The organism is Microbacterium meiriae (assembly GCF_032364335.1).
Classification (GTDB): Bacteria; Actinomycetota; Actinomycetes; order Actinomycetales; family Microbacteriaceae; genus Microbacterium; species Microbacterium meiriae.
The window spans coordinates 1,145,909-1,165,911 of record NZ_CP133984.1; the positions used below are offsets into that span (position 1 = coordinate 1,145,909).

A 20,003-nucleotide genomic window follows, 5' to 3' on the forward strand; every position below is an offset into this window, starting at 1 on the left:
CATCGCCCCGCTTCATCTCCGGGAGCCGTCCGATGCCGGGGATAGACTGGGCGCGGATCGACGACGCTCCACACACCCTTCCATCCTGAACAAGGAGCACATCAGTGGCACTGATCGAGGCTGTAGGCGCACGCGAGATTCTCGACTCGCGCGGAAACCCGACCGTCGAGGTGGAGGTGCTCCTCGACGACGGCATCGTGCAGCGCGCGGCCGTCCCCTCCGGCGCCTCGACCGGCGCCTTCGAGGCATATGAGCTGCGCGACGGCGACAAGAGCCGCTACTCGGGCAAGGGCGTGCTCAAGGCCGTCGAGGCCGTCATCGACGAGCTCGGCCCGGCCATCGAGGGCGTGGAGGCGAGCGAGCAGCGCATCGTCGACGAGATCCTCATCGAGGTCGACGGCACGGACAACAAGAAGCGCGTCGGCGCCAACGCCATCCTCGGCGTGAGCCTCGCCGTGGCCAAGGCGGCCGCCGACTCCGCCGACCTGCCGCTGTTCCGCTACCTCGGCGGTCCCAACGCGCACGTGCTGCCCGTGCCGCTGTTCAACGTCATCAACGGCGGCGAGCACGCCGACAACGGCATCGACATGCAGGAGTTCTTCCTCGCGCCCATCGGCGCGGAGACCTACTCCGAGTCGCTGCGCTGGGGCGTGGAGACCTACCACGTGCTGCGTGCCGAGCTGAAGGCCGCGGGCTACGCGACCGGTCTCGGCGACGAGGGCGGCTTCGCCCCCGACCTGCCCAGCAACCGCGAGGGCCTCGACTTCCTCGTCAAGGCGATCGAGAAGGCGGGCTTCACCCCCGGCACCGACATCGCGCTCGGCCTCGACGTCGCTGCCACCGAGTTCTTCACCGACGGCGTCTACCGTCTCGACAACAAGGACTGGGACGCCGAGGCGCTCACCGAGTACTACGTCGGTCTCGTCAACGACTTCCCGATCGTCACGATCGAGGACGCCCTCGCGGAGGACGACTGGGACAACTGGAAGCACCTCACCGACGCCCTGGGCTCGAAGGTGCAGCTCGTCGGCGACGACCTGTTCGTCACGAACCCGCAGCGTCTGGCCGACGGCATCACGCGCGGCGTCGCCAACTCGCTCCTGGTGAAGGTCAACCAGATCGGCACGCTCACCGAGACGTTCGACGCGGTGAGCCTCGCGCAGCGCTCGGGCTACACCGCCATGCTCTCGCACCGTTCGGGTGAGACCGAGGACACGACGATCGCGGACCTCGTGGTCGCGACGAACGCCGGCCAGATCAAGGCGGGCGCCCCGGCGCGCAGCGAGCGCGTCGCGAAGTACAACCAGCTGCTGCGCATCGAGGAGGAGCTGGGCGACGCGGCGGTCTTCGCCGGCCGCTCGGCCTTCCCGCGCTACCGGGCCTGAGCGCCCGAGACAGCGACGCCGCTTCCGCGGCACGACCGCGCCGCCCGGAAGGCGGCAGAGACGAAGGAGGAGCCGTGGCACGACGACCGGCTCCTCCTTCGCCGTCTCCCGGGGCGGCCCCTGCCCGCCCCGCATCGTCCAGGTCGCGACGGCCCCGCGAGGCCGCCACGACCGCGCCACGCGTGGACGTGCGCGAGTGGGCATCCGGCATCCGGCTGTCCGCGTTCTCGGTGATCATGCTGTCCCTCGTCGTGCTGGGCGCCTGGGTGCTCGTCCCCACGCTCGGGACCTTCATCGACCAGCGGCAGAAGATCGCCGCGCTGGAGCAGTCCGTGCAGGTGAGCGAAGACGAGATCGCGGCGCTGACCGCGGAGCGGGAGCGGTGGGACGACCCCGCGTACATCACGACGCAGGCCCGTGAGCGGCTCTACTACGTCAAGCCGGGCGAGGTCGTGTACCTCATCGACAACGACCTCGATCCTTCCGCCCTCCCGCGGGAGCAGGAGCCGGTGAGCGACACGCTCGAGGAGAAGCCGGCCGACTGGATGCCGCAGCTGCTGCGCACCCTCGTCTCCGCGGGCCTGAGCGACACCGCTGCCACCGCCGGCTGAGGGTCCGGCTCCGAGCATCCTCCCGGACGGCTCCCCTACGCTGGTGGGGTGACCACTCCGCCGTTCCCCGCGCCCACTTCCGCCGAGCTCGCCGTCGTGTCGACCCAGCTCGGGCGGCCCGCCCGCGGAGTCGTCGGCATCGCGGCCCGTTGCCGGTGCGGCAACCCGACGGTGGTGGCCACCACTCCGCGCCTGCCGGACGGCACGCCGTTCCCCACCTTCTACTACCTGACGCACCCGGCCGCGACGGCGGCGATGTCCACGCTCGAGGCGAACCAGGTCATGCCCGAGCTGGCGGGGCTGCTCGCCGAGGATGAGACCGTGGCCGCGGCCTATCAGGCGGCGCACGAGGCCTATCTCGCGGACCGGGCGCAGTTCGGCGAGGTGCCCGAGATCGACGGGATCTCTGCCGGAGGCATGCCCACGCGGGTGAAGTGCCTGCACGCGCTCGCCGGGCACGCCCTGGCGGCGGGTGCCGGTGTGAACCCGATCGGCGACGCCGCGCTCGCCCGCAGCTCCTGGTCTCCCGAGGTGTGCCGCTGCGAGGAGCCCGGCGCCGCCCTCCGCGACGATCCGGCACGCTCGGCATGACGCGGCGGCGGGTGCTGCGCGGCGCCGTCGCCCTCGTGGCGGTGGCGGCATCCGTCCTGCTCCTCGGGTCGACCGCCACGCCGACCCCCACGCCGCCGCCGGTCGCCGACGACCCCGCCGACCCGATCCGCGCGGCGGAGTACTGGCTGGACGGCGCCGGCATCAGGGAGGCCTGGCAGACCACGCGCGGCGAGGGCGTGACCATCGCCGTCATCGACACGGGCATCGGCAAGGTGCCGCAGGTTTTCGGCGAGGCGGTCGTCGGCGGCACCGACGTGTCCGGAGCCGGCACCCCCGACGGCCGCACGCCGCTCGGTGCGGTGGACGGCAACCACGGATCCTGGGTCGCGTCGCTCGCGGCCGGGCGAGGCAAGCCCGACGGCACCGGGATGATCGGCGTCGCCCCGGAGGCGGACCTGCTCTCGGTCTCGGTCGGCTTCGGCGCCGCGGCGGCCGTGCCGTTCACCGAGCAGGTGGCCAAGGGCATCCGATGGGCGGTCGATCACGGCGCCGACATCATCAACCTGTCGTTCACGACGAACACCCTCGACTGGGACGAGAGCTGGGACGACGCGTTCCTCTACGCCTTCGAGCACGATGTCGTGGTCGTCGTCGCGGCCGGCAACCGGGGGAGCGGCACGAACATCATCGGCGCTCCCGCCACGATCCCCGGCGTGCTCACGGTCGGCGGTGTCGACCAGACCGGAACGGCCAGCATCGAGGCCTCGACCCAGGGCATCACCATCGGCATCTCGGCGCCGAGCGAGGGCCTGCTCGGCGTGTCCGCGGACGGCGAGGTCGTCTCCTGGAGCGGGACCAGCGGCGCTGCCCCCATCGTGGCCGGTGTCGCCGCACTCATCCGCTCGGCGCATCCCGACATCTCGGCCAACGACGTCATCAACCGCATCATCAAGACGGCGATGCCGGTGGCCGATGCGCAGAAGCCACGGGACCCGCTGTACGGTTTCGGGCTCGTGGACGCGGACGCGGCGATCTCGGCGAACATCCCGACCGTCAGCGAGAACCCGATGGGCGACCTGGCCGAATGGGTGCGGCTGTTCCGCCGCGCGGACAGCGCGCCGACCCCCGAGCCCACCCTCGCCCCCGTGGACATCCCGCCGCTGCCGGATGCGGATGCACCGACCGAGCCCGGTTCACCGCTGCTTCCCAGCGCCGATTCCCTGCGCTACGGTACCCTGCCGCTCATCGCCCTCACGGTCCCTGGTATCCTGGTAGCGCTTGGCGTCACCGCAGCTGCCCGGCGCATCCGATCGGCGCGCGTTCCCGTACGCCACAATCCCGACTCCGAGGAGTAGTTCTTCTGTGCCTCAGAACAGCACTGTGCCCAAGATCCTGATCGTCGGCGGAGGGTACGCGGGTTTCTACACCGCGTGGAAGCTCGAGAAGCACCTGCGCAAGGGCGAGGCCGATGTGACCATGGTCGACCCGCTGCCGTACATGACGTACCAGCCGTTCCTCCCCGAGGTCGCCGCCGGATCGATCGAGGCCCGGCATTCGGTCGTCGCGCACCGCCGTCACCTGAAGCGCACGCACGTGCTCACCGCCAAGGTCACGAACATCAACCACGCGCAGAAGGTGGCCACCATCACGCCGCCCGTCGGCGAGCCGTACGAGTTCGCGTACGACCAGATCGTCGTCACCGCGGGCGCCGTCTCGCGCACGTTCCCGATCCCGGGCATCGCCGACAACGCCATCGGGCTCAAGACGATCGAAGAGGCCGTCGCGATCCGCGACAAGGTCATGTCGAACTTCGACAAGGCCGCCTCCCTCCCGGCCGGCCCCGAGCGCGACCGCCTGCTGACCGTCGTCGTCGTCGGCGGTGGCTTCGCGGGTATCGAGGTCTTCGCGGAGCTCCGCTCGCTCGCCTCCTCGCTGGTGAGCAAGTACCCGCAGCTGAGCTTCGAGGACACGCACTTCCACCTCATCGAAGCCATGGGGCGCATCATGCCCGAGGTCTCGCTGAAGACGAGCGAGTGGGTTCTCAAGGACCTCGCCAAGCGCGGCGCGAACGTCCACCTCGACACACAGGTCACCGGTGCCATCGACGGCAACGTCGAACTCTCGACCGGCGAGGTCATCCCGACGGACGTCATCGTCTGGACCGCCGGTGTCATGGCCAACCCGACCGTCGTGCGCGGCGGCGATCTGCCGGTGGAGGAGCGCGGTCGCATCCAGACCCGTGCCGACCTCCGCGTCGGTACGCCCGAGGCGTTCGTCGAGGGCGCCTGGGCCGCCGGTGATGTCTCGGCCGTCCCCGACCTCTCGGGTGGCGGCGTGGGCGGCTTCTGCGTCCCGAACGCCCAGCACGCCGTGCGTCAGGCGAAGCTCCTGGCCAAGAACGTCGTCGCCGTGCTCCGCGGCGAGAGCCCCAAGGAGTACTTCCACAAGAACCTCGGCGCTGTCGCGGGCCTCGGTCTGTACAACGGCGTCTTCCAGTCCGGCAAGATCGCGCTCAAGGGCTTCATCGCCTGGCTCGCGCACCGCGGCTACCACGGCCTCGCGATGCCGACGTGGGAGCGCAAGTGGCGCGTGCTCTGGGGCTGGTGGAACAACCTGTGGCTGGGCCGTGACCTCGTGAACCTGCAGACGGTGCAGAACCCTCGCTACGTCTTCGAGGAGTTCGCCGCCCGCCCGCGTCCCGCCGCACCCGCGGACACTGCTCCGGCGTCTGGTGCCCCGGCGGCGAAGGCTCCGGCCGCCGAGAAGCCGGCCGCTGCCCCCGCGGCCGAGACGCCTGCAGAGATCAAGAAGCCGGCCGCGAAGCGGCCCGCAGCCAAGAAGGCTCCGGCCCCTTCGTCGAAGGACTCCGCGGAGACCGCCGCGGCGAAGTGACCACCCGGTTCTGAGGAGAAGGCCCTGAGCGCGTGAGCGCCGGGGCCTTCTTCCGTTCGCGGGGCGGCGAGAGTTGGCGACGTAACATCTCACATTGTACGCTCGCAGAGTGCTCGGGAAGGGCGTGTGCACGCACCCCCGGACGACGCTGGGAGGAGGTCCGGTGAGCGCGCACGGGGGAGAGTCGCCGACCGTCAGTGTGTCGATCCGGACGGCTGCGGGCGACGAGGAGCGGGCGGAGCGGCTCGCGGAACAGCTCGACGGCGCGCTCGTCCGCATCAGCCGCACGAACACGGAGGCGGGTGTCGGCGCCGAGGCCGGGGCGTGGCAGCCATGGACACGACGAGCCACCCACCATCTGGTACTCGACGCCGCGGTGCGCCCGCACCCGCGTCTCATCGCGCAGGTGCACGAGGCGATCGCCGGACGGCCCGGGGCGGCCCTGAGACTCTTCACCCCCGGAGACGGCTACGCCTCGCACGCCCTCCGGGTGGCGGCGTTCTCCGGCCGCCCGTGGCTCATGCCGCCCGGACCCGACCCGTCGGCGGTCGCCGTGGTGCTCCCGCTCCCCGAGGCCGCGGAGTTCGCGCGTTCCCTCCAGGTCGGCGAGGTCGCCCCTGCGGGAGTGCTGCTGCATCGGTTCGCGAGGGAACGCGGCCTCGCTCTGCTCGCCAGTACCGCCGATCTCGTGCAGCCCGACCGGCCGGGGACGCACGCTCCGGGCACCGCCTTCCTCCCCGCCGCGGTCGCTCCCGCGGACTGGTGGCAGCGCGAGACGCTCCTCGCGCCGCCCTCGATCCCGGTGGTGCATCTGCGGGATGGAGAGCCGCTCTCCTACGAGGCCGTGCCGGGCGCGGCGGACAGCTGGCGCCTTCGCGCGCGGCGAGACGTTCCGACGCCGCATGCCCGCCGATTCGCACGCATGATGCACGACCGCCTTCTCGGCACGGAGGTCGCTCGCAGCCACCTGCGCGCGGCCGCCGTGCTCCTCGGGGTGGCGGGAGTGCTGCGCGACCAGCTCGTCCTGGCATCGGATCGGGGGCGGCCGTCCGACGGCTTCGGCGCGGCGGCGGCACGGGAGGCGGCGGCGACCCTCGCCCTCGGGACGCTGCCGGAGGCGGTACCGGCCGCGGGGCGACCGGATGGCGCTGCGGAGCTCCGGGACGCGTTCCAGACGCTGTATGAGGAGATGACCGGGATCCTCGGCGGCTCCCTCCCCGTGCCGGAGCATGGAGCCGATCCATAGGCCGCCTCGCTAGCGTGTCGAAGGCAAGGGGAGTACTCCCGTCTGCAGCGACGTCGTCATGACGGGCATGTCATCGTGCCCCGGCCCGCTGGCCCGCGAGGGTGGAGGAGACCTTGGCACCCGAATCGCGGGCTGCCCGGAACCCTTGTCGTCGCCCGACGTCGCGGAGAACGGCGGCCCGTCCCACGAAGGGACCCCCATGTCGAAGCTCTCCCGCCTGATCCGCCTCGCCACCGATGCCATCGATGCGAAGGGCGGAAGCCCCGGTGCGCGTGCCGGCGACGGCACTCGCCCCTCGACGGACTGGAGCGGGATGATCCGGGGCGCGGTGGACGCCGTCCGAGCCCAGGACCCCCAGCCGCAGCGCCCGACCACGCCTCCTGCCGCCTCCTCGGCTGCGGACGCCCGTCCCGGTGGCGCACGAGCGTCCACCTCGGGCACGTACGCCCCACCCCCGGCCCCCGGTGCCGCCGGCGGGCGCGACGTCGCCGCGGCGGACCGTGCGGCCATCGCCCGCTACGACTACCTCCTGCAGACGGCCGACCCCCACTGGATCGAGCAGATCCATCGCGAGGCCTTCACGCGCCTCACGCCGACGCAGCGGGAGCACGTCGAGGCCCGCATGCGGGCCGAGCTCCCCACGGAAGAGCGGCCGCGCTCGTCCTCCCCTGACGACCTCGCCCGCGCGGCCGGACGGGCCGAGGCGATGCGACCGGGCCGTCTGCGCGGACTCCTCTCCCGTGTCCGCGGCGGCGGTGCGGGCGGGGCCGCGGTCGCTGCGGGCGGCGCGGCGGTCGGCGTGCTGGGCGTCGTGGCCGGCGGCGCCGTCGTGAGCACCGTGGCCGCACCGCTCCTGGAGCAGGCGGCGGGGCTCGGCGTGGACTTCGAGGCCCTGGCCTCCGGCGCCGACCTCGATGCTCTGGCCGGCGGCGCCGACGAGATCCTCGGCTCGGCCGGCGAGGCCGTGTCGGGGCTCGGCGAGGCGGCGACCGGTTGGGGGGAGCGGCTCGGTGATCTCGGCATCCCCGGGATCGGCGACATCCTCGGACGGTGACGGGTGCCCCCGCTGGGACTCGAACCCAGACTGAAGCGATTTTAAGTCGCCTGCCTCTGCCATTGGGCTACGGGGGCCGCGCGGCCAGCCTATCGTCGGCGGGGTCGTGACCCGGCGGGGCTCAGGCCATAGGGTGGGGGAGTGCTCGACCTCACCGACGAACTGAGCCCCGTCCCGGGCGGCCCCGCGGTCGCCCCCGAATGGGAGGACCCGGGCCGCTACTGGCCGCGCTTGTCGGCGGCGACCGGGCATCTTCCGGCGCCGGTCGCGGTGATCGATCGCGAGGCCCTCCGCTACAACGCGATGGACCTGCTCGTCCGTGCGGGCGGTCTGCCGATCCGGGTGGCGTCGAAGTCGGTGCGGGTGCGTGCGGTCCTCGATGCCGTGCTGCGCCTCCCGGGTTTCCGCGGCATCCTCGCGTTCACGCTGGAGGAGGCCCTCTGGCTCGCGGAGACGCACGACGACATCGTGCTGGGCTACCCGACGGTCGACCGGGCCGCCCTCGAACGGCTCTGCGCCGACGAACAGGCGGCGCAGCGCATCACCCTCATGATCGACGACCCGGTGCACCTCGATCTCGTCGACAGCGTTGCGGCTCCTTCGGCGCGGCCCGAGCTCCGGGTGGCGATCGACGTCGACGCGTCCTGGCGATCGGCGCTGCTCGGACACATCGGCGTCCGCCGCTCGGCCCTCTTCTCGGCCGGTGAGGTCGCGGCGTTCGCTCGGAAGGTCGCGGCGCGCCCCGGCTTCCGCCTCGTGGGGCTGCAGATGTACGACGCGCAGATCGCGGGACAGGGCGACGCCGGCCCCGATGGGCCGCTCATCCGTCGAGTCCAGGCCCGGTCGCGTGATGAGCTGCGGGAGCGGCGAGCGGCGATCGTCGAGGCGGTCGGCGCGGTGACGCCGCTCGAGTTCCTCAACGGCGGGGGGACCGGCTCCCTCGAGTTCAGCGGCAGCGACGAGTCCCTCACCGAGGCCAGCGCGGGCAGCGGCCTGCTCGGGGGACACCTGTTCGACGGGTACCGGTCCTTCCGGCCCGCACCGGCCGCCGCGTTCGCCTTCGACGTCGTGCGCCGTCCCGCGGTGGACATCGCCACCGTGCTGGGCGGCGGCTGGATCGCCTCCGGTCCCGCGGTCGCCTCGCGGCAGCCGCGCCCGGTGTGGCCGGCGAACCTCCGCACGCTTCCGCGGGAGGCGGCCGGAGAGGTGCAGACGCCGGTGCAGGGGCCGACCGCCGCGACCCTGGGCGTCGGCGATCGCGTCTGGTTCCGTCACGCCAAGAGCGGCGAACCGGCAGAGCGCATCGCCGCCTACCACCTCGTCTCCGGCGACGAGGTCGTCGACGAGCTGCCGACGTATCGCGGCGAGGGGAAGGCGTTCCTGTGACGAGGATCGGCGGCACCTGGCAGAACTGGGGCCGATCGGCGTCCGTCCGCCCGGTCCGGGTCGAGCGCCCGCGCAGCCCCGAAGGCGTGCAGCGCGCCGTGCGGGCAGCGGCGCGGCAGGGGCTGACGATCAAAGCGGTCGGCGCCGGTCACAGCTTCACCGGGATCGCCGTCGCGCCCGGTGTGCTCCTCGAACTCGACGATCTCCAGGGCCTCGTCTCGGCGGACGTCGCGAGCGGACACGTCACGCTCCTCGCCGGCACGCGGCTGCATCGCATCCCCGGGCTGCTCGCGCGCTACGGTCTCGCGATGGAGAACCTCGGCGACATCGACCGGCAATCCATCGCGGGCGCGATCTCCACGGGCACGCACGGGACCGGCGCCGGCTTCGGCGGTCTCGCCACGCAGGTGGTGGGGGTGACCCTCATCACCGCGGACGGGGAGTTCCTCCGCATCGATGAGGCGCACAGTCCCGAGCTGCTGCCGGCGGTCGCCCTGGGGCTGGGTGCGCTCGGCATCATCGTCGAGGTGACGCTGCAGTGCGTGCCGACGTTCGTGATGCATGCGATCGACGAGCCGGTGCCCCTGGACGATGTGCTCTCCACGATCGACGAGCGCGTCGCCGCGGCCGACCACTTCGAGTTCTACTGGTTCCCGCACACCGACGTGGCACTGACCAAGCGGCAATCGCGGCTGCCCGAGTCGACGCGGAGAAAGCCTCTGCCGATCGTGGGCCGGTGGGTGGACGAAACCCTTCTCGCCAACGGCGTGTACCGCGTCGTCTGCGCGGCGGGACAGGCCGTCCCGGCGATCACGCCGCCGTTCAACAGGCTCGCCGTGCGGCTCACCGGGGACCGCGAGTACACCGACCTGTCGAACCGCGTGCTCACCCAGAGTCGGACCGTGCGGTTCCGCGAGATGGAGTACGCGCTGCCGGCCGCCGAGGTCGTGCCGGCGTTCCGCGCCCTCCAGGAGCTCATCGCACAGCGCGGCTGGCGCATCGAATTCCCCGTGGAGGTGCGGTTCGCGGCGGCGGACGACCGCTGGCTCTCGACGGCGCACGACCGCGCGACCGCGTACATCGCGGTGCACCGGTACTGGCGGGCGGACCCGACCGTCTACTTCGGCGCGGTGGAGGAGATCATGCTGGCGCACGGCGGCCGCCCGCACTGGGGCAAGCTGCACACGCTGACGCACGAGACCCTGCGTGACCGGTATCCGCGCTTCGACGACTTCGTGGCAGTGCGCGACCGCCTCGATCCGGAGCGCCGGTTCACGAACCGGTACCTGGAGCGGGTTCTGGGCAGCTGATGCGCGGGCCGGCGAGCTGCCGAGTCCCCAGTCCACGTGCAGGCACCGCGTCTAGGATGAGAGAAACACGGGAAAGGGTGGGGCACTGATGGAATGGCTCGTGCCGGTACTGATCGTCGTCGGGGTGATCCTGCTCGTCGGCGTCTATCTCTGGGCGACGTACAACTCGCTGGTGCAGCTGAACGTCCGCGTGGACGAAGCCTGGAGCGGCATCACGGTCCAGCTCAAGCGCCGTGCCGACCTCATCCCGAATCTCATCGAGACGGTCAAGGGCTATGCCTCGCACGAGAAGGCGGTGTTCGAGAACGTCACCCGCGCCCGTGCCGAGACCCTCTCCGCCGGCAGCCCCGGTGAGGCGGGGATCGCCGAAGGGCACCTGCAGCAGGCGCTGCGCAGCCTCTTCGCCGTGGCCGAGGCCTACCCCCAGCTTCAGGCGAGCCAGAACTTCCTGCAGGTGCAGCAGGCCCTCGTCGACACCGAGGACAAGATCCAGGCCGCGCGGCGCTTCTACAACGGCGGGGTGAGGGAGCTGAACACGAAGATCAAGGTGTTCCCCAACAACCTCTTCGCCAAGGGGCTCGGCTTCACGGAGCGCGAGTTCTTCGAGGTCGCCGACAGCGGCGCCATCTCCGAGCCGCCGCGCGTGCAGTTCTGATCCTCGCCCTCACCACACGGTGAGGGCGAGTTCGTCTGCGGTGATCTCGACGCCTCCGCGCACGCTCCATGCGGTACTGCGATAGGTGACCGACCGCGTCGTCCCGTCCTGTCCGGTGCCGGTCACGGTCGCCTCGAGGACGCCGTCGTCGGCGGCGAACGTCGTCGGGGTGAGGGTCACCATCGGGAACCGCTCGACGAGGAAGGCGACATCGGAGACCTCTCGGAACTCCGTGCCCCAGGGGATCCGGATGCCGCAGTTCTCGGGAATCGCGCTTCCACCGGCCGTGCAGGTCTCCAGGTAGGCCTCGAGCTGCGACTGCGCGGCCTCGGTCGCCTCGGGGCGGAGCGCGGCGGTCACTGGCGCCGTGGCGTCGCCTCCGGGCAGCACGACGGCCTCGGTCGTCCCCGTCAGCAGCGCCAGGGGCGCGGCCGCCACGGGATACACGGCAGGCAGCAGCGCCGCATCCTCCGCCTCCGGGAGGACGGCGTCGCCGACCTGCACGGCCGTCCCGACCGTCGTCGTGGCGCGGAGCGTGCCGAGACCGGAGGCGTCGACGACCCAGCGCCCGTCCTCCTGATCCAGCCTCAGCCGTGCCTCGTGCTCGTCACCGTCGAGCCGGAACGTCACGGTCGCTGACACCTCGCCGTCGCGGTCGCGGACCCCCGTGACCTGAGCGTCCTCGATGGTCGAGGCGGCCCCGGCGAACGCGGCGAGGGCGCGGTCGGACACCGCCGTCCCGGTCGCCGTGACCGCCTCCGGATCGCCGGTCTCCAGTGCCCGGACGTAGTCCCGCGCGGCCTCCTCCGGTGTGGGCGAGCGGAGCGTGGAGACGCCCCACCACACCGCTGCGGCCACGGCGACGACCGCGACGAGACCCGCCAGGAGCCACCGGCGACGACGGGTCATGCGACACCCTCGCGTACGTGGATATGACGCTGCACCACGCCCGGCGCGGTCGAGGCGAGCGCCGCGTGGACGGCTGCGGTCGCGTCCCCCCACCCGGAGACCGACACCTGCTCGAGGCCCTGCCACTGCGCGGCCCGCAGGAGCTCCGCGGCGATCGGCTCGGCGTCACCAGGGCGTGCCTGCGGCTCCCACCACGCCGACTGCACCTGGAGGGTCGAGGCGCCGCGGTCCGCCTTGAGGTCGACCCGCGCCCCGATCCGGTCGCCCACGAGCACGGGCAGCGAGTAGTAGCCGTAGCGGCGCTTCGCGGCCGGCACGTAGATCTCGATGCGGTAATCGAGTTCGAACGCGCGCAAGGCGCGTTCCCGGAACCACACCACCGGATCGAACGGGGTCAGCAGGGCGGCGGTCTCGACCCGGCGTGGGAGCACGGCGGCCCGGTGCCGCCAGGCGGGGAGAGGTCTGCCACCACGCTCCCAGCCGCGGACGCTCACCGGCTGCACCTCTCCGGTGTCCACGAGGTCGGCGATCGCCGCCGTCACCGCAGCGCGGTCGCGGAGACGGTAGTAGTCCGCGAGATCGGCCGCGGTGCCGACGCCGCTGGAGCGCGCCGCACGCCGGACGAGCTCGCGGATGGCGTCCTCCCGCGGGATCTCCCGGGACCGGATGCCGTCCGGGATGACCTGCTCGGCGAGGGCGTACGTGCGTTCGAACCCCCGGCGCCCGCTCACGGCCACATCGCCCGTGCGCCACAGATGCTCGAGAGCGAGCTTGACCTCGTCCCAGTCCCACCAGGTGCCGCGCTCGCGCGGGGCATCGGCACGGAGGTCGACGGGGCGCAGGGGTCCGCGCGCGCGAAGCTCGTCCTGGACCCACTCCACCGTCCGGGCATTCGAGCGGAGCCAGGAGTCCTCCGCGGACCAGCGTCGCCGGAAGTCGTCCATGCGGAACCGCCACAGGGGCCAGTCGTCGACGGGGATGAAAGTCGCCTCATGAGCGAGATACTCCACGTAGTGGGTCGTGCGGGACAGGAAGAGGCGGTCGAGGAGCGCGGGATCATAGGCGCCGAGACGGGAGAACAGCGGGAGGTAGTGCGACCGGGCGAACACGTTGACGGAGTCGATCTGCAGCACGCCGAGCCGGTCCATCACGCGGTGCAGATGGCGCCCGGAGACGGTGGCCGGACGTGCGCGGGTGAAGCCCTGGGCGGCGAGGGCGATCCGGCGTGCCTGAGCGGGACTGAGGGTGTCGGTCACGCCGCCAGCGTATCCCCGGTATCCGACATCGTCGCCGCGCGCAAGATGCGTCGAACGGCATACGGCATGACCGTAGACTGAGGCGATGAGCGAGGACCAGCAACCCCGGCTGCGCGATCTGTTCCGTCCGCGCCCCGTGGTGACCGATCGGACCGTGACCACCGAAGCCGACGAAGCGGTGCCGCTGCCTCTGCGCATCACGGCGAGCTACGCCTGGCGCCTGCTGCTCATCGCAGCGGCCATCGGCGTCTTCATCTGGCTGGTGATGCTGCTCAAGCTCCTCGTCATCCCGCTCATGGTCGGGATCCTCATCACCGCCCTGCTGTGGCCGGCGTTCTCCTGGATGCTGCGCCACGGGTTCCCGCGCTGGCTCGCGATCGCCGTCTCGCTCATCGGCACCGCGGCGATCGTCACGGGACTCATGTGGCTCGTGGTGTGGCAGGTGCGCGCCCAGCTCCCCGACGTGCAGCAGCGCACGACCGAGGCCTTGGACCAGTTCCAGGTCTGGCTGCACGAGGGCCCGCTGAGTCTGTCGGACACGCAGATCGCGGACTATCTGCAGCAGGGCCTCGACTTCATCAGCGAGCAGGCACAGGTCCTCTGGACAGGGGCCCTCGCGATCGGGACCACCGTGGGGCACGTCGCCACGGGAGCGCTGCTGTCCCTGTTCATCCTCATCTGCCTCCTCGCGGACGGCGCCGGCATCTGGCGCTGGACGCTCCGGATCTTCCCCCGGAAGGCCCGTCCCGCTGTCGACGGTGCCGCGCGCAACGGCTGGACGACGATCGTCAACTACGCCAGGACGCAGCTGTTCGTGGCGACGATCGACGCGATCGGCATCGGCCTCGGTGCCTTCCTGCTCCAGGTCCCGCTCGCGCTGCCCGTCGCCGTCCTGGTGTTCCTCGGTTCGTTCATCCCGATCGTCGGTGCGGTCGTGACCGGTGCGGTCGCCGTGTTCCTCGCGCTCGTCTACAACGGCCCGTGGATCGCCCTCTGGATGCTCGTGGTCGTGCTGGCCGTGCAGCAGATCGAGGGTCACATCCTGCAGCCGATCATGATGGGCTCCGCCGTCAAGGTGCACCCGCTCGCCGTCGTCCTCGTGGTCGCGGGCGGCGCGATGATCGCGGGGATCCCCGGCGCCCTCTTCGCCGTCCCGCTGGCCGCGTTCGTGAACGTGGCGGCGGTGACCATCAGCTCGGGATCCTGGCGCACCGGCGTCGGGCCGAGCGGAGACCTGATCTGGAGCACAGTTCCGCGCGAGCGGAGACGGAGGAATCGATGAGCGCAGTCCCCAGCCTGACCGAGTTCCAGGACGCGGCTCGAAGTCTGGCTGAGGTGATCTCGCACACCCCGACCCTGCCCTCGCGGGCGCTGTCCGATGCGCTCGGCGCCCCGGTGCTGCTGAAGATGGAGAACCTGCAGCGCACGGGCTCCTTCAAGATCCGCGGTGCGGCCTACCGCCTCTCCCGGCTCAGCGCGGAGGAGCGCTCCCGCGGCGTCGTGGCGGCCTCGGCCGGGAACCACGCACAGGGCGTCGCCCTGGCCGCCCAGGCACTCGGGATCCCCGCGACGATCTTCATGCCGCTCGGGGTCCCGGTTCCGAAGCTCCTCGCCACACGCGGGTACGGCGCGGACGTGGTGCTCGAGGGGGAGACGGTCGCCACCTCGCTGCGCCTGGCCGCCGAGTTCTCGGAGCGCACCGGTGCCGTGCTCATCCATCCCTTCGATCACCGTGACATCGTCATCGGGCAGGGCACGCTCGGCCTGGAACTGCTGGAGGACGCGCCCGAGATCGACACCGTCGTCCTCGGGATCGGCGGCGGCGGGCTGATCGCCGGCGTCGCCGCAGCGGTGAAGGCCAAAGCCGCGGAACTCGGTCGCACGATCCGCGTGATCGGTGTGCAGGCGGAGAACGCGGCCGCCGTCCCGCCGTCGCTGGCGGCCGGGGAGCCGGTCGACATCGTCACGCGCCCCACCATCGCGGACGGCATCCTCGTCGCGCGACCGGGCGCCGTGCCGTTCGAGATCATCAAGGAGCTCGTCGACGAGGTCGTCACGGTCTCCGACGACGACCTCGCGCGCGCGATGCTCGTGCTCCTGGAACAGGCGAAAGTCGTGGTCGAGCCGGCCGGTGCGGCAGGCGTCGCCGCCATCCTCTCCGGACGCGTGTCGGCGACCGGCACGACGATGGCGGTGCTGTCCGGCGGCAACATCGACCCGCTCCTGCTGCAGCGGGTGGTGTCGCACGGCCTCGCGGCCTCCGGGCGGTACCTCACGATCCGCATCCCGCTACCCGACCGTCCGGGTCAGCTCGCCCGCGTGTCCGAGCTCATCGCGGAGGCGGGAGCGAACGTCATCGAGGCCATGCACACCCGTCACGGCCACGGACTCCAGATCAGCGAGGTCATCCTCGAACTGAGCGTGGAGACCCGCGGGGCGGAGCACTCGGCCCACACGCTGGACACCCTCCGTCGCGCCGGGTTCGCGCCCATCGTCGTCCCGGACTGAGTCCGCCCGATACGACGCACCCCCCGACCGTCGCGGTCGAGGGGGTGCGTCGTGAAGAAGAGGCGTCAGCCCGTGTAGGTCTCGACCTTCACGATCTCGACGCTGATCGAGCGGCCGTTCGGCGCCTCGTACGACGAGGACTCACCGACCTTGAGGCCGAGGATCGCCTGGCCCAGCGGGCTGGCCTCGCTGTAGACGTCGAGGTCGCTGCCGGCGGCGGCGATCTCGCGGCTGCCGAGGAGGAAGACCTCCTCGCCGCCCGCGACGACCGCGGTCACGACAGTGCCCGGCTCGACGATGCCGCGGCTGGCGGGAGCCTCGCCCACCTTCGCGGTCTTCAGCAGCGCCTCCAGGGTGCGGATGCGCGCCTCCTGCTTGCCCTGCTCGTCCTTCGCCGCGTGGTAGCCGCCGTTCTCCTTGAGGTCGCCCTCCTCGCGGGCCGCCTCGATGCGCTTGGCGATCTCGTCGCGGCCGACGGTGGAGAGGTGTTCCAGCTCGGCGACGAGCCGGTCGTAGGCTTCCTGCGTGAGGAAGGGGACCTGAGCATCGGTGGACATGACGAAGCTCCTTCTATCGGGATCCCGCCGAGATGCCGCGGGGGATATGCCAAGACGCCCCGGCACGGTGCCGGGGCGTCGTCTGTCTGGCATCAGTCTAGGCGACCCAGCAGGTGTTCACCAAACCTGTCGTGGCCTCCGCGACGGTCGGGATGCGCTCCGCACGGGTGAGCGAGTGGGCGTCTCCGGCCGGGATCTCCACGATCTTCCAGCCCACGACACCGAACTCCTCGTCGAGGGCTTCGAGCACGCAGACGACGTCCTTGCCCTGGACGCCGGTGACCTGGAAGCGGAGGTCGACGGCATGCTCGTCCACGAGTTCGAAGCCCAGATCGTCGGCATCGACGGAGCTCATCGACTGACTCACGGTGGACCAGGCGAGGGCGGCGAGGAGGAGCAGGGCGACGGCCCCGGCGAGGAACCACGGCCACCGGCGGCGGCGGGTGCGGCCATAGCGTTCGTCGAGCTGGAGGGCGGTCGTCACAGGTGGGGTCTTCCGGTCGTTAGGCTGGAGTTACCAGGTTATGCGACCTGCGTACGAAAGGCCGATTCATGCGCTTCCTCTCCGAGACTCCGATGCCGACACCGTCGATGACGGTGGCTCCGGAGTCGGTCACGCCGGGCTTCGCCGGCTTCGCGGTGATCGTCTTCGTGCTCATCGCCGTGATCCTGCTGATCTGGGACATGAACCGCCGGATCCGCCGGGTGCGGTACCGCGAAGAGGTCCGCGAGGAGCTCGACGCCGAAGAGGCCGCCCGCGCCGCCGAGAACGCCGCGGACGACGGTCGCACCGCACCGGAAGGTCCGGCCGCGTCCGATGAGGAGCCGCGCGAGCGCTGACCCCGGCTCAGGGCGCGCCGAGCGACGGCGACAGCGGGTGCAGGGCGATCAGCAGGCACGCCGTCCAGTGGCACAGGAACGCCAGAACAGTGCACACGTGGAAGATCTCGTGGAAGCCGAAGTGTCCGGGCCAGGGGTTCGGCTTCTTCAGCGCGTAGACGATGGCGCCGCCCGTGTAGAGCAGACCGCCGACGATCACGAGGACCATCATGGCGACGTTGGCGTCGAGCAGGTCGACGATGTACATCACCGCGGCCCAGCCGAGCAGCAGGTACAGCGCGACGTAGAGCCAGCGCGGCGCGTGGATCCAGAACACCCGGAAGAGGATGCCGAGCAGGGCTCCGCTCCAGACCAGCGTCAGCAGCAGGACGCCCTTCGCCGGCGGCAGCGCCAGGGTCGCGAGCGGCGTGTACGTGCCGGCGATGAGCAGCAGGATGTTCGCATGGTCGATCCGCTTGAGGATGCCCTTGACCCGCGGCCGCCAGTTGAAGCGGTGGTACACGGCCGAGTTCCCGAACAGCAGCAGCGAGGTGGCCATGAAGACCACCGCGGCCCACTTCGCCGCGGCGCCCTGCGACACGGCGACGAGGACGATGCCGGCGACGAGCGCGACGGGGAACGTGCCGGCGTGGATCCAGCCGCGCCATGTCGGTTTGATCTCGGTCGCCGCATCGGCGGCCGCCGCTTCGAGCAGCGGCAGCTGTGGGACGTCGGCGCCGGTCTGGTCGGAAGTGCTCACGTGCTCACTCTAAGCGGCTGCGCATGCCCCGCCCCGTACATGTCCCCAGGTTCTGCACCGGCGCGGAAGACCGGGGCAGGGTAGCGTAGGTGGGTGATGTCACGCGAGAGCCCGGGGCGGGGACCGCTGTACCGGCTGTACACCAGCCGGCTGCGTCGTCAGCTCGATCCGGCCTCCGTTCCGCACCATGTCGCGATGATGATCGACGGCAATCGCCGGTGGGCGCGGCAGCTCGGATTCGACACCCCGGCCGAAGGGCACCGTGCGGGGGCGGCCAAGATGCAGGAGTTCCTCGGCTGGTGCGATGAGCTCGGGGTACGGGTCGTCTCGCTCTACCTCCTGTCCAGCGACAACCTCCGCAAACGGGACTCGGCCGAGCTCGCCGACCTCATCGAGATCATCGCGGAACTCGCGGAGGCCCTCTCGCAGAAGGGGAACTGGCGGGTCAAGCACGTCGGCCGCTCCGACATCCTCCCCGTCGAACTGGCACGGGTGCTCGCCGACGCGGAGGAGCGGACGAAGGACCACACCGGACTGCACGTGAACCTCGCGGTCGGCTACGGCGGCCGGAACGAGATCGTCGACGCGGTGCGCAGCATCATCACGAAGCATGAGGCATCGGGTGGCACGCTGGAAGACCTCGCGGCGCACCTCACTCCGGAGATGATCGGGGAGCACCTCTACACGGGCGGCCAGCCCGACCCCGACCTCGTGATCCGCACGAGCGGCGAGCAGCGGCTGAGCGACTTCCTGCTGTGGCAGAGCGCGCACAGCGAGTTCTACTTCGTCGAGGCCCTGGGGCCGGACCTCCGCCAGGTCGACTTCCTCCGCGCGATCCGCGACTACGCCGACCGCGACCGCCGATTCGGACGCTGATCCGGGAACCGCGCGCGCGTGTCACAATGACGCAGTGAGCTCCTTCGACGACTACATCGGAACGTTCGACGCCGAGCCCGGGTACCTGAACTGGGCGGCGTTCGGCCCCGTGTCACCCTCGGTCCGTGCCGAGGTGTTCGCGGACGCGGACCTGCTCGGCAGCGGGCGGCCGTCGTCGCTGGCCCTCGTGGGAGAGCGGATCGGGCAGGCGCAGGAGGTCATCGCCGAACTCCTCGGCGCCGACGCCGCGGAGGTCACGCTGCAGCCGTCGTCGACGCACGGCCTCATGCACGCGCTCTACGGGGTCTCCGGCGCGGTCGTCGCGAGCACGGCGGAGTTCCCGAGTGTGAGCCTCACTCTGGAGCGCGCGGCGACCGCGTCCGGCCGCGCGGTCACACCACGGTGGATCACGCCCGAGGACGGACGGGTCACTCCCGACGCCGTCAGTGCTGTCCTCGACGACGAGGTCGTCGCCCTCGCCGTCAGCCACGTCGACTTCCGCACCGGCTACCGTGCCGACCTCGCCGCGCTGCGTGACGTCCTCGGCCCGGACCGCCTCCTCATCGTCGACGCCGTGCAGTCCTTCGGTGTGATCGACGCCGACTACAGCGTCGCGGACGTCGTCGTCGGGCACGGGTACAAGTGGCTGCGCGCGGGCCGGGGCACCGGGTTCGCCTGGTTCTCGCCGCAGGCGCGCGAGCGCATCGCGCCCGTGCTCTCCGGCATCACCGGGACGACGGCGAGCGGACTCTTCGTCGACGAGCTGCCCGCCCCGGCACCGGACGCGAAGGCGTACACGATCAGCGTGCCGGACACGCTCGCCGCCGGCCGGCTCTCAACCGGCGCACGTGATGTCAGGGACGCCGGCGTCGCGGCCATCGAAGAGCGGGTCTCCGCGCAGGTGGACGCGGTGATCGAGACCGCCGACCGCCATGGGATCGCCGTCGTCTCCCCGCGCGACCGCACCGAGCGCGCGGGGATCGTCGCCCTCGCACCGGAGGAACCCGCTCGGCTCGCGGCGGCCCTCGCGAACGCCGGACTGGTCGTCACGGCGCGTGGCGAGTCGATCCGCGTCGCACCGCACGCGGGCACCGACGCCGAGACCCTCGCACTGCTCGATGAGACCCTCGGCGCGTTCGGCAAGGAATCGTTCATCGTCCCGTAACGAATCGCTGGCGTGTCTTGTCCGTGGAAAACGCCCGGGCGGTCGTACCTTCAAGGCATCGG

At 71.5% G+C, this 20,003-nt stretch carries 20 protein-coding genes and 1 tRNA gene; 15 read left to right on the forward strand and 6 right to left on the reverse strand.

Going from position 1 to position 20,003, the window contains the following annotated elements; translation table 11 throughout:
- Window positions 1–104: 104 nt before the first annotated feature.
- From eno to RI211_RS05475, 7 genes are all read left to right on the forward strand, one after another.
- On the forward strand, window positions 105–1,385 hold the full coding sequence (eno, locus tag RI211_RS05445; RefSeq protein WP_187663578.1) for a phosphopyruvate hydratase: 1,281 nt from the start codon (window positions 105–107) through the stop codon (window positions 1,383–1,385).
- Window positions 1,386–1,567: 182 nt separating this feature from the next.
- On the forward strand, window positions 1,568–1,996 hold the full coding sequence (locus RI211_RS05450; RefSeq protein WP_259952142.1) for an FtsB family cell division protein: 429 nt from the start codon (window positions 1,568–1,570) through the stop codon (window positions 1,994–1,996).
- Window positions 1,997–2,044: 48 nt separating this feature from the next.
- Entirely contained in the window at window positions 2,045–2,587 is a 543-nt protein-coding gene (locus tag RI211_RS05455) for a DUF501 domain-containing protein (protein WP_187663580.1), read from the forward strand.
- Entirely contained in the window at window positions 2,584–3,903 is a 1,320-nt protein-coding gene (locus RI211_RS05460; protein ID WP_187663581.1) for a S8 family serine peptidase, read from the forward strand. The genes RI211_RS05455 and RI211_RS05460 overlap by 4 nt, the downstream gene beginning before the upstream one ends.
- A gap of 25 nt (window positions 3,904–3,928) precedes the next feature.
- The gene (locus tag RI211_RS05465) at window positions 3,929–5,440 is read left to right on the forward strand and encodes an NAD(P)/FAD-dependent oxidoreductase (RefSeq protein ID WP_315637512.1); all 1,512 of its coding nucleotides are present in this window, start codon (window positions 3,929–3,931) and stop codon (window positions 5,438–5,440) included.
- Between the two features lie 163 nt (window positions 5,441–5,603).
- On the forward strand, window positions 5,604–6,686 hold the full coding sequence (locus tag RI211_RS05470) for a hypothetical protein (RefSeq protein ID WP_313366439.1): 1,083 nt from the start codon (window positions 5,604–5,606) through the stop codon (window positions 6,684–6,686).
- Window positions 6,687–6,885: 199 nt separating this feature from the next.
- Entirely contained in the window at window positions 6,886–7,740 is an 855-nt protein-coding gene (locus tag RI211_RS05475) for a cation-transporting ATPase (RefSeq protein ID WP_315647706.1), read from the forward strand.
- Between the two features lie 4 nt (window positions 7,741–7,744).
- Here the strand turns inward: RI211_RS05475 and RI211_RS05480 are convergent.
- A tRNA-Leu gene (locus RI211_RS05480) sits at window positions 7,745–7,817 on the reverse strand.
- A 64-nt stretch (window positions 7,818–7,881) separates the two neighbouring features.
- Between RI211_RS05480 and RI211_RS05485 the strand changes: the two genes are divergently transcribed.
- The 3 genes from RI211_RS05485 (at window position 7,882) to RI211_RS05495 (ending at window position 11,091) form a co-directional block, all read left to right on the forward strand.
- Window positions 7,882–9,126: an alanine racemase gene (locus RI211_RS05485; RefSeq protein WP_315638503.1), complete on the forward strand. Its 1,245-nt coding sequence runs from the start codon at window positions 7,882–7,884 to the stop codon at window positions 9,124–9,126.
- Window positions 9,123–10,436 carry an FAD-linked oxidoreductase, L-gulonolactone oxidase family gene (locus RI211_RS05490; RefSeq protein ID WP_315638502.1) on the forward strand — a complete coding sequence of 438 codons (1,314 nt, stop codon included), beginning with the start codon at window positions 9,123–9,125 and terminating at the stop codon, window positions 10,434–10,436. The genes RI211_RS05485 and RI211_RS05490 overlap by 4 nt, the downstream gene beginning before the upstream one ends.
- 88 nt (window positions 10,437–10,524) lie before the next feature.
- Window positions 10,525–11,091: a LemA family protein gene (locus RI211_RS05495; protein WP_136051621.1), complete on the forward strand. Its 567-nt coding sequence runs from the start codon at window positions 10,525–10,527 to the stop codon at window positions 11,089–11,091.
- 9 nt (window positions 11,092–11,100) lie between these two features.
- Here the strand turns inward: RI211_RS05495 and RI211_RS05500 are convergent, their stop codons facing one another.
- Window positions 11,101–12,000, reverse strand: a complete 900-nt coding sequence (locus RI211_RS05500) for a hypothetical protein (protein WP_315638500.1) — start codon at window positions 11,998–12,000, stop codon at window positions 11,101–11,103.
- A complete protein-coding gene (locus tag RI211_RS05505) occupies window positions 11,997–13,256 on the reverse strand; it encodes a winged helix-turn-helix domain-containing protein (protein ID WP_315638499.1) in 1,260 nt (419 codons plus the stop codon). The genes RI211_RS05500 and RI211_RS05505 overlap by 4 nt, the downstream gene beginning before the upstream one ends.
- Window positions 13,257–13,341: 85 nt before the next feature.
- On the opposite strand from RI211_RS05505, the gene RI211_RS05510 reads away from it, so the two are divergent.
- Window positions 13,342–14,538: an AI-2E family transporter gene (locus RI211_RS05510; RefSeq protein ID WP_315638498.1), complete on the forward strand. Its 1,197-nt coding sequence runs from the start codon at window positions 13,342–13,344 to the stop codon at window positions 14,536–14,538.
- Window positions 14,535–15,764, forward strand: coding sequence for a threonine ammonia-lyase (ilvA, locus tag RI211_RS05515; RefSeq protein ID WP_187663590.1), 1,230 nt, complete (start codon window positions 14,535–14,537; stop codon window positions 15,762–15,764). Before RI211_RS05510 ends, ilvA begins: the two co-directional genes overlap by 4 nt.
- 65 nt (window positions 15,765–15,829) lie before the next feature.
- Here ilvA and greA read toward each other — a convergent pair whose 3' ends face one another.
- Both greA and RI211_RS05525 read right to left on the reverse strand, forming a co-directional pair.
- A complete protein-coding gene (greA, locus tag RI211_RS05520) occupies window positions 15,830–16,321 on the reverse strand; it encodes a transcription elongation factor GreA (RefSeq protein WP_136051615.1) in 492 nt (163 codons plus the stop codon).
- A gap of 97 nt (window positions 16,322–16,418) precedes the next feature.
- Window positions 16,419–16,805 (reverse strand): DUF4307 domain-containing protein, encoded by a 387-nt coding sequence (locus RI211_RS05525; RefSeq protein ID WP_187663591.1) that lies wholly within the window; start codon window positions 16,803–16,805, stop codon window positions 16,419–16,421.
- A 68-nt stretch (window positions 16,806–16,873) separates the two neighbouring features.
- On the opposite strand from RI211_RS05525, the gene RI211_RS05530 reads away from it, so the two are divergent.
- Complete coding sequence (locus tag RI211_RS05530) at window positions 16,874–17,161, forward strand: hypothetical protein (protein ID WP_315638497.1); 288 nt, start codon at window positions 16,874–16,876, stop codon at window positions 17,159–17,161.
- Between the two features lie 7 nt (window positions 17,162–17,168).
- Here RI211_RS05530 and trhA read toward each other — a convergent pair whose 3' ends face one another.
- Complete coding sequence (gene trhA, locus RI211_RS05535; RefSeq protein WP_268777787.1) at window positions 17,169–17,900, reverse strand: PAQR family membrane homeostasis protein TrhA; 732 nt, start codon at window positions 17,898–17,900, stop codon at window positions 17,169–17,171.
- A gap of 96 nt (window positions 17,901–17,996) precedes the next feature.
- On the opposite strand from trhA, the gene RI211_RS05540 reads away from it, so the two are divergent.
- Complete coding sequence (locus RI211_RS05540; protein ID WP_187664116.1) at window positions 17,997–18,776, forward strand: isoprenyl transferase; 780 nt, start codon at window positions 17,997–17,999, stop codon at window positions 18,774–18,776.
- A 34-nt stretch (window positions 18,777–18,810) separates the two neighbouring features.
- On the forward strand, window positions 18,811–19,941 hold the full coding sequence (locus RI211_RS05545) for an aminotransferase class V-fold PLP-dependent enzyme (RefSeq protein ID WP_280566561.1): 1,131 nt from the start codon (window positions 18,811–18,813) through the stop codon (window positions 19,939–19,941).
- The last annotated feature ends 62 nt before the right edge of the window (window positions 19,942–20,003 follow it).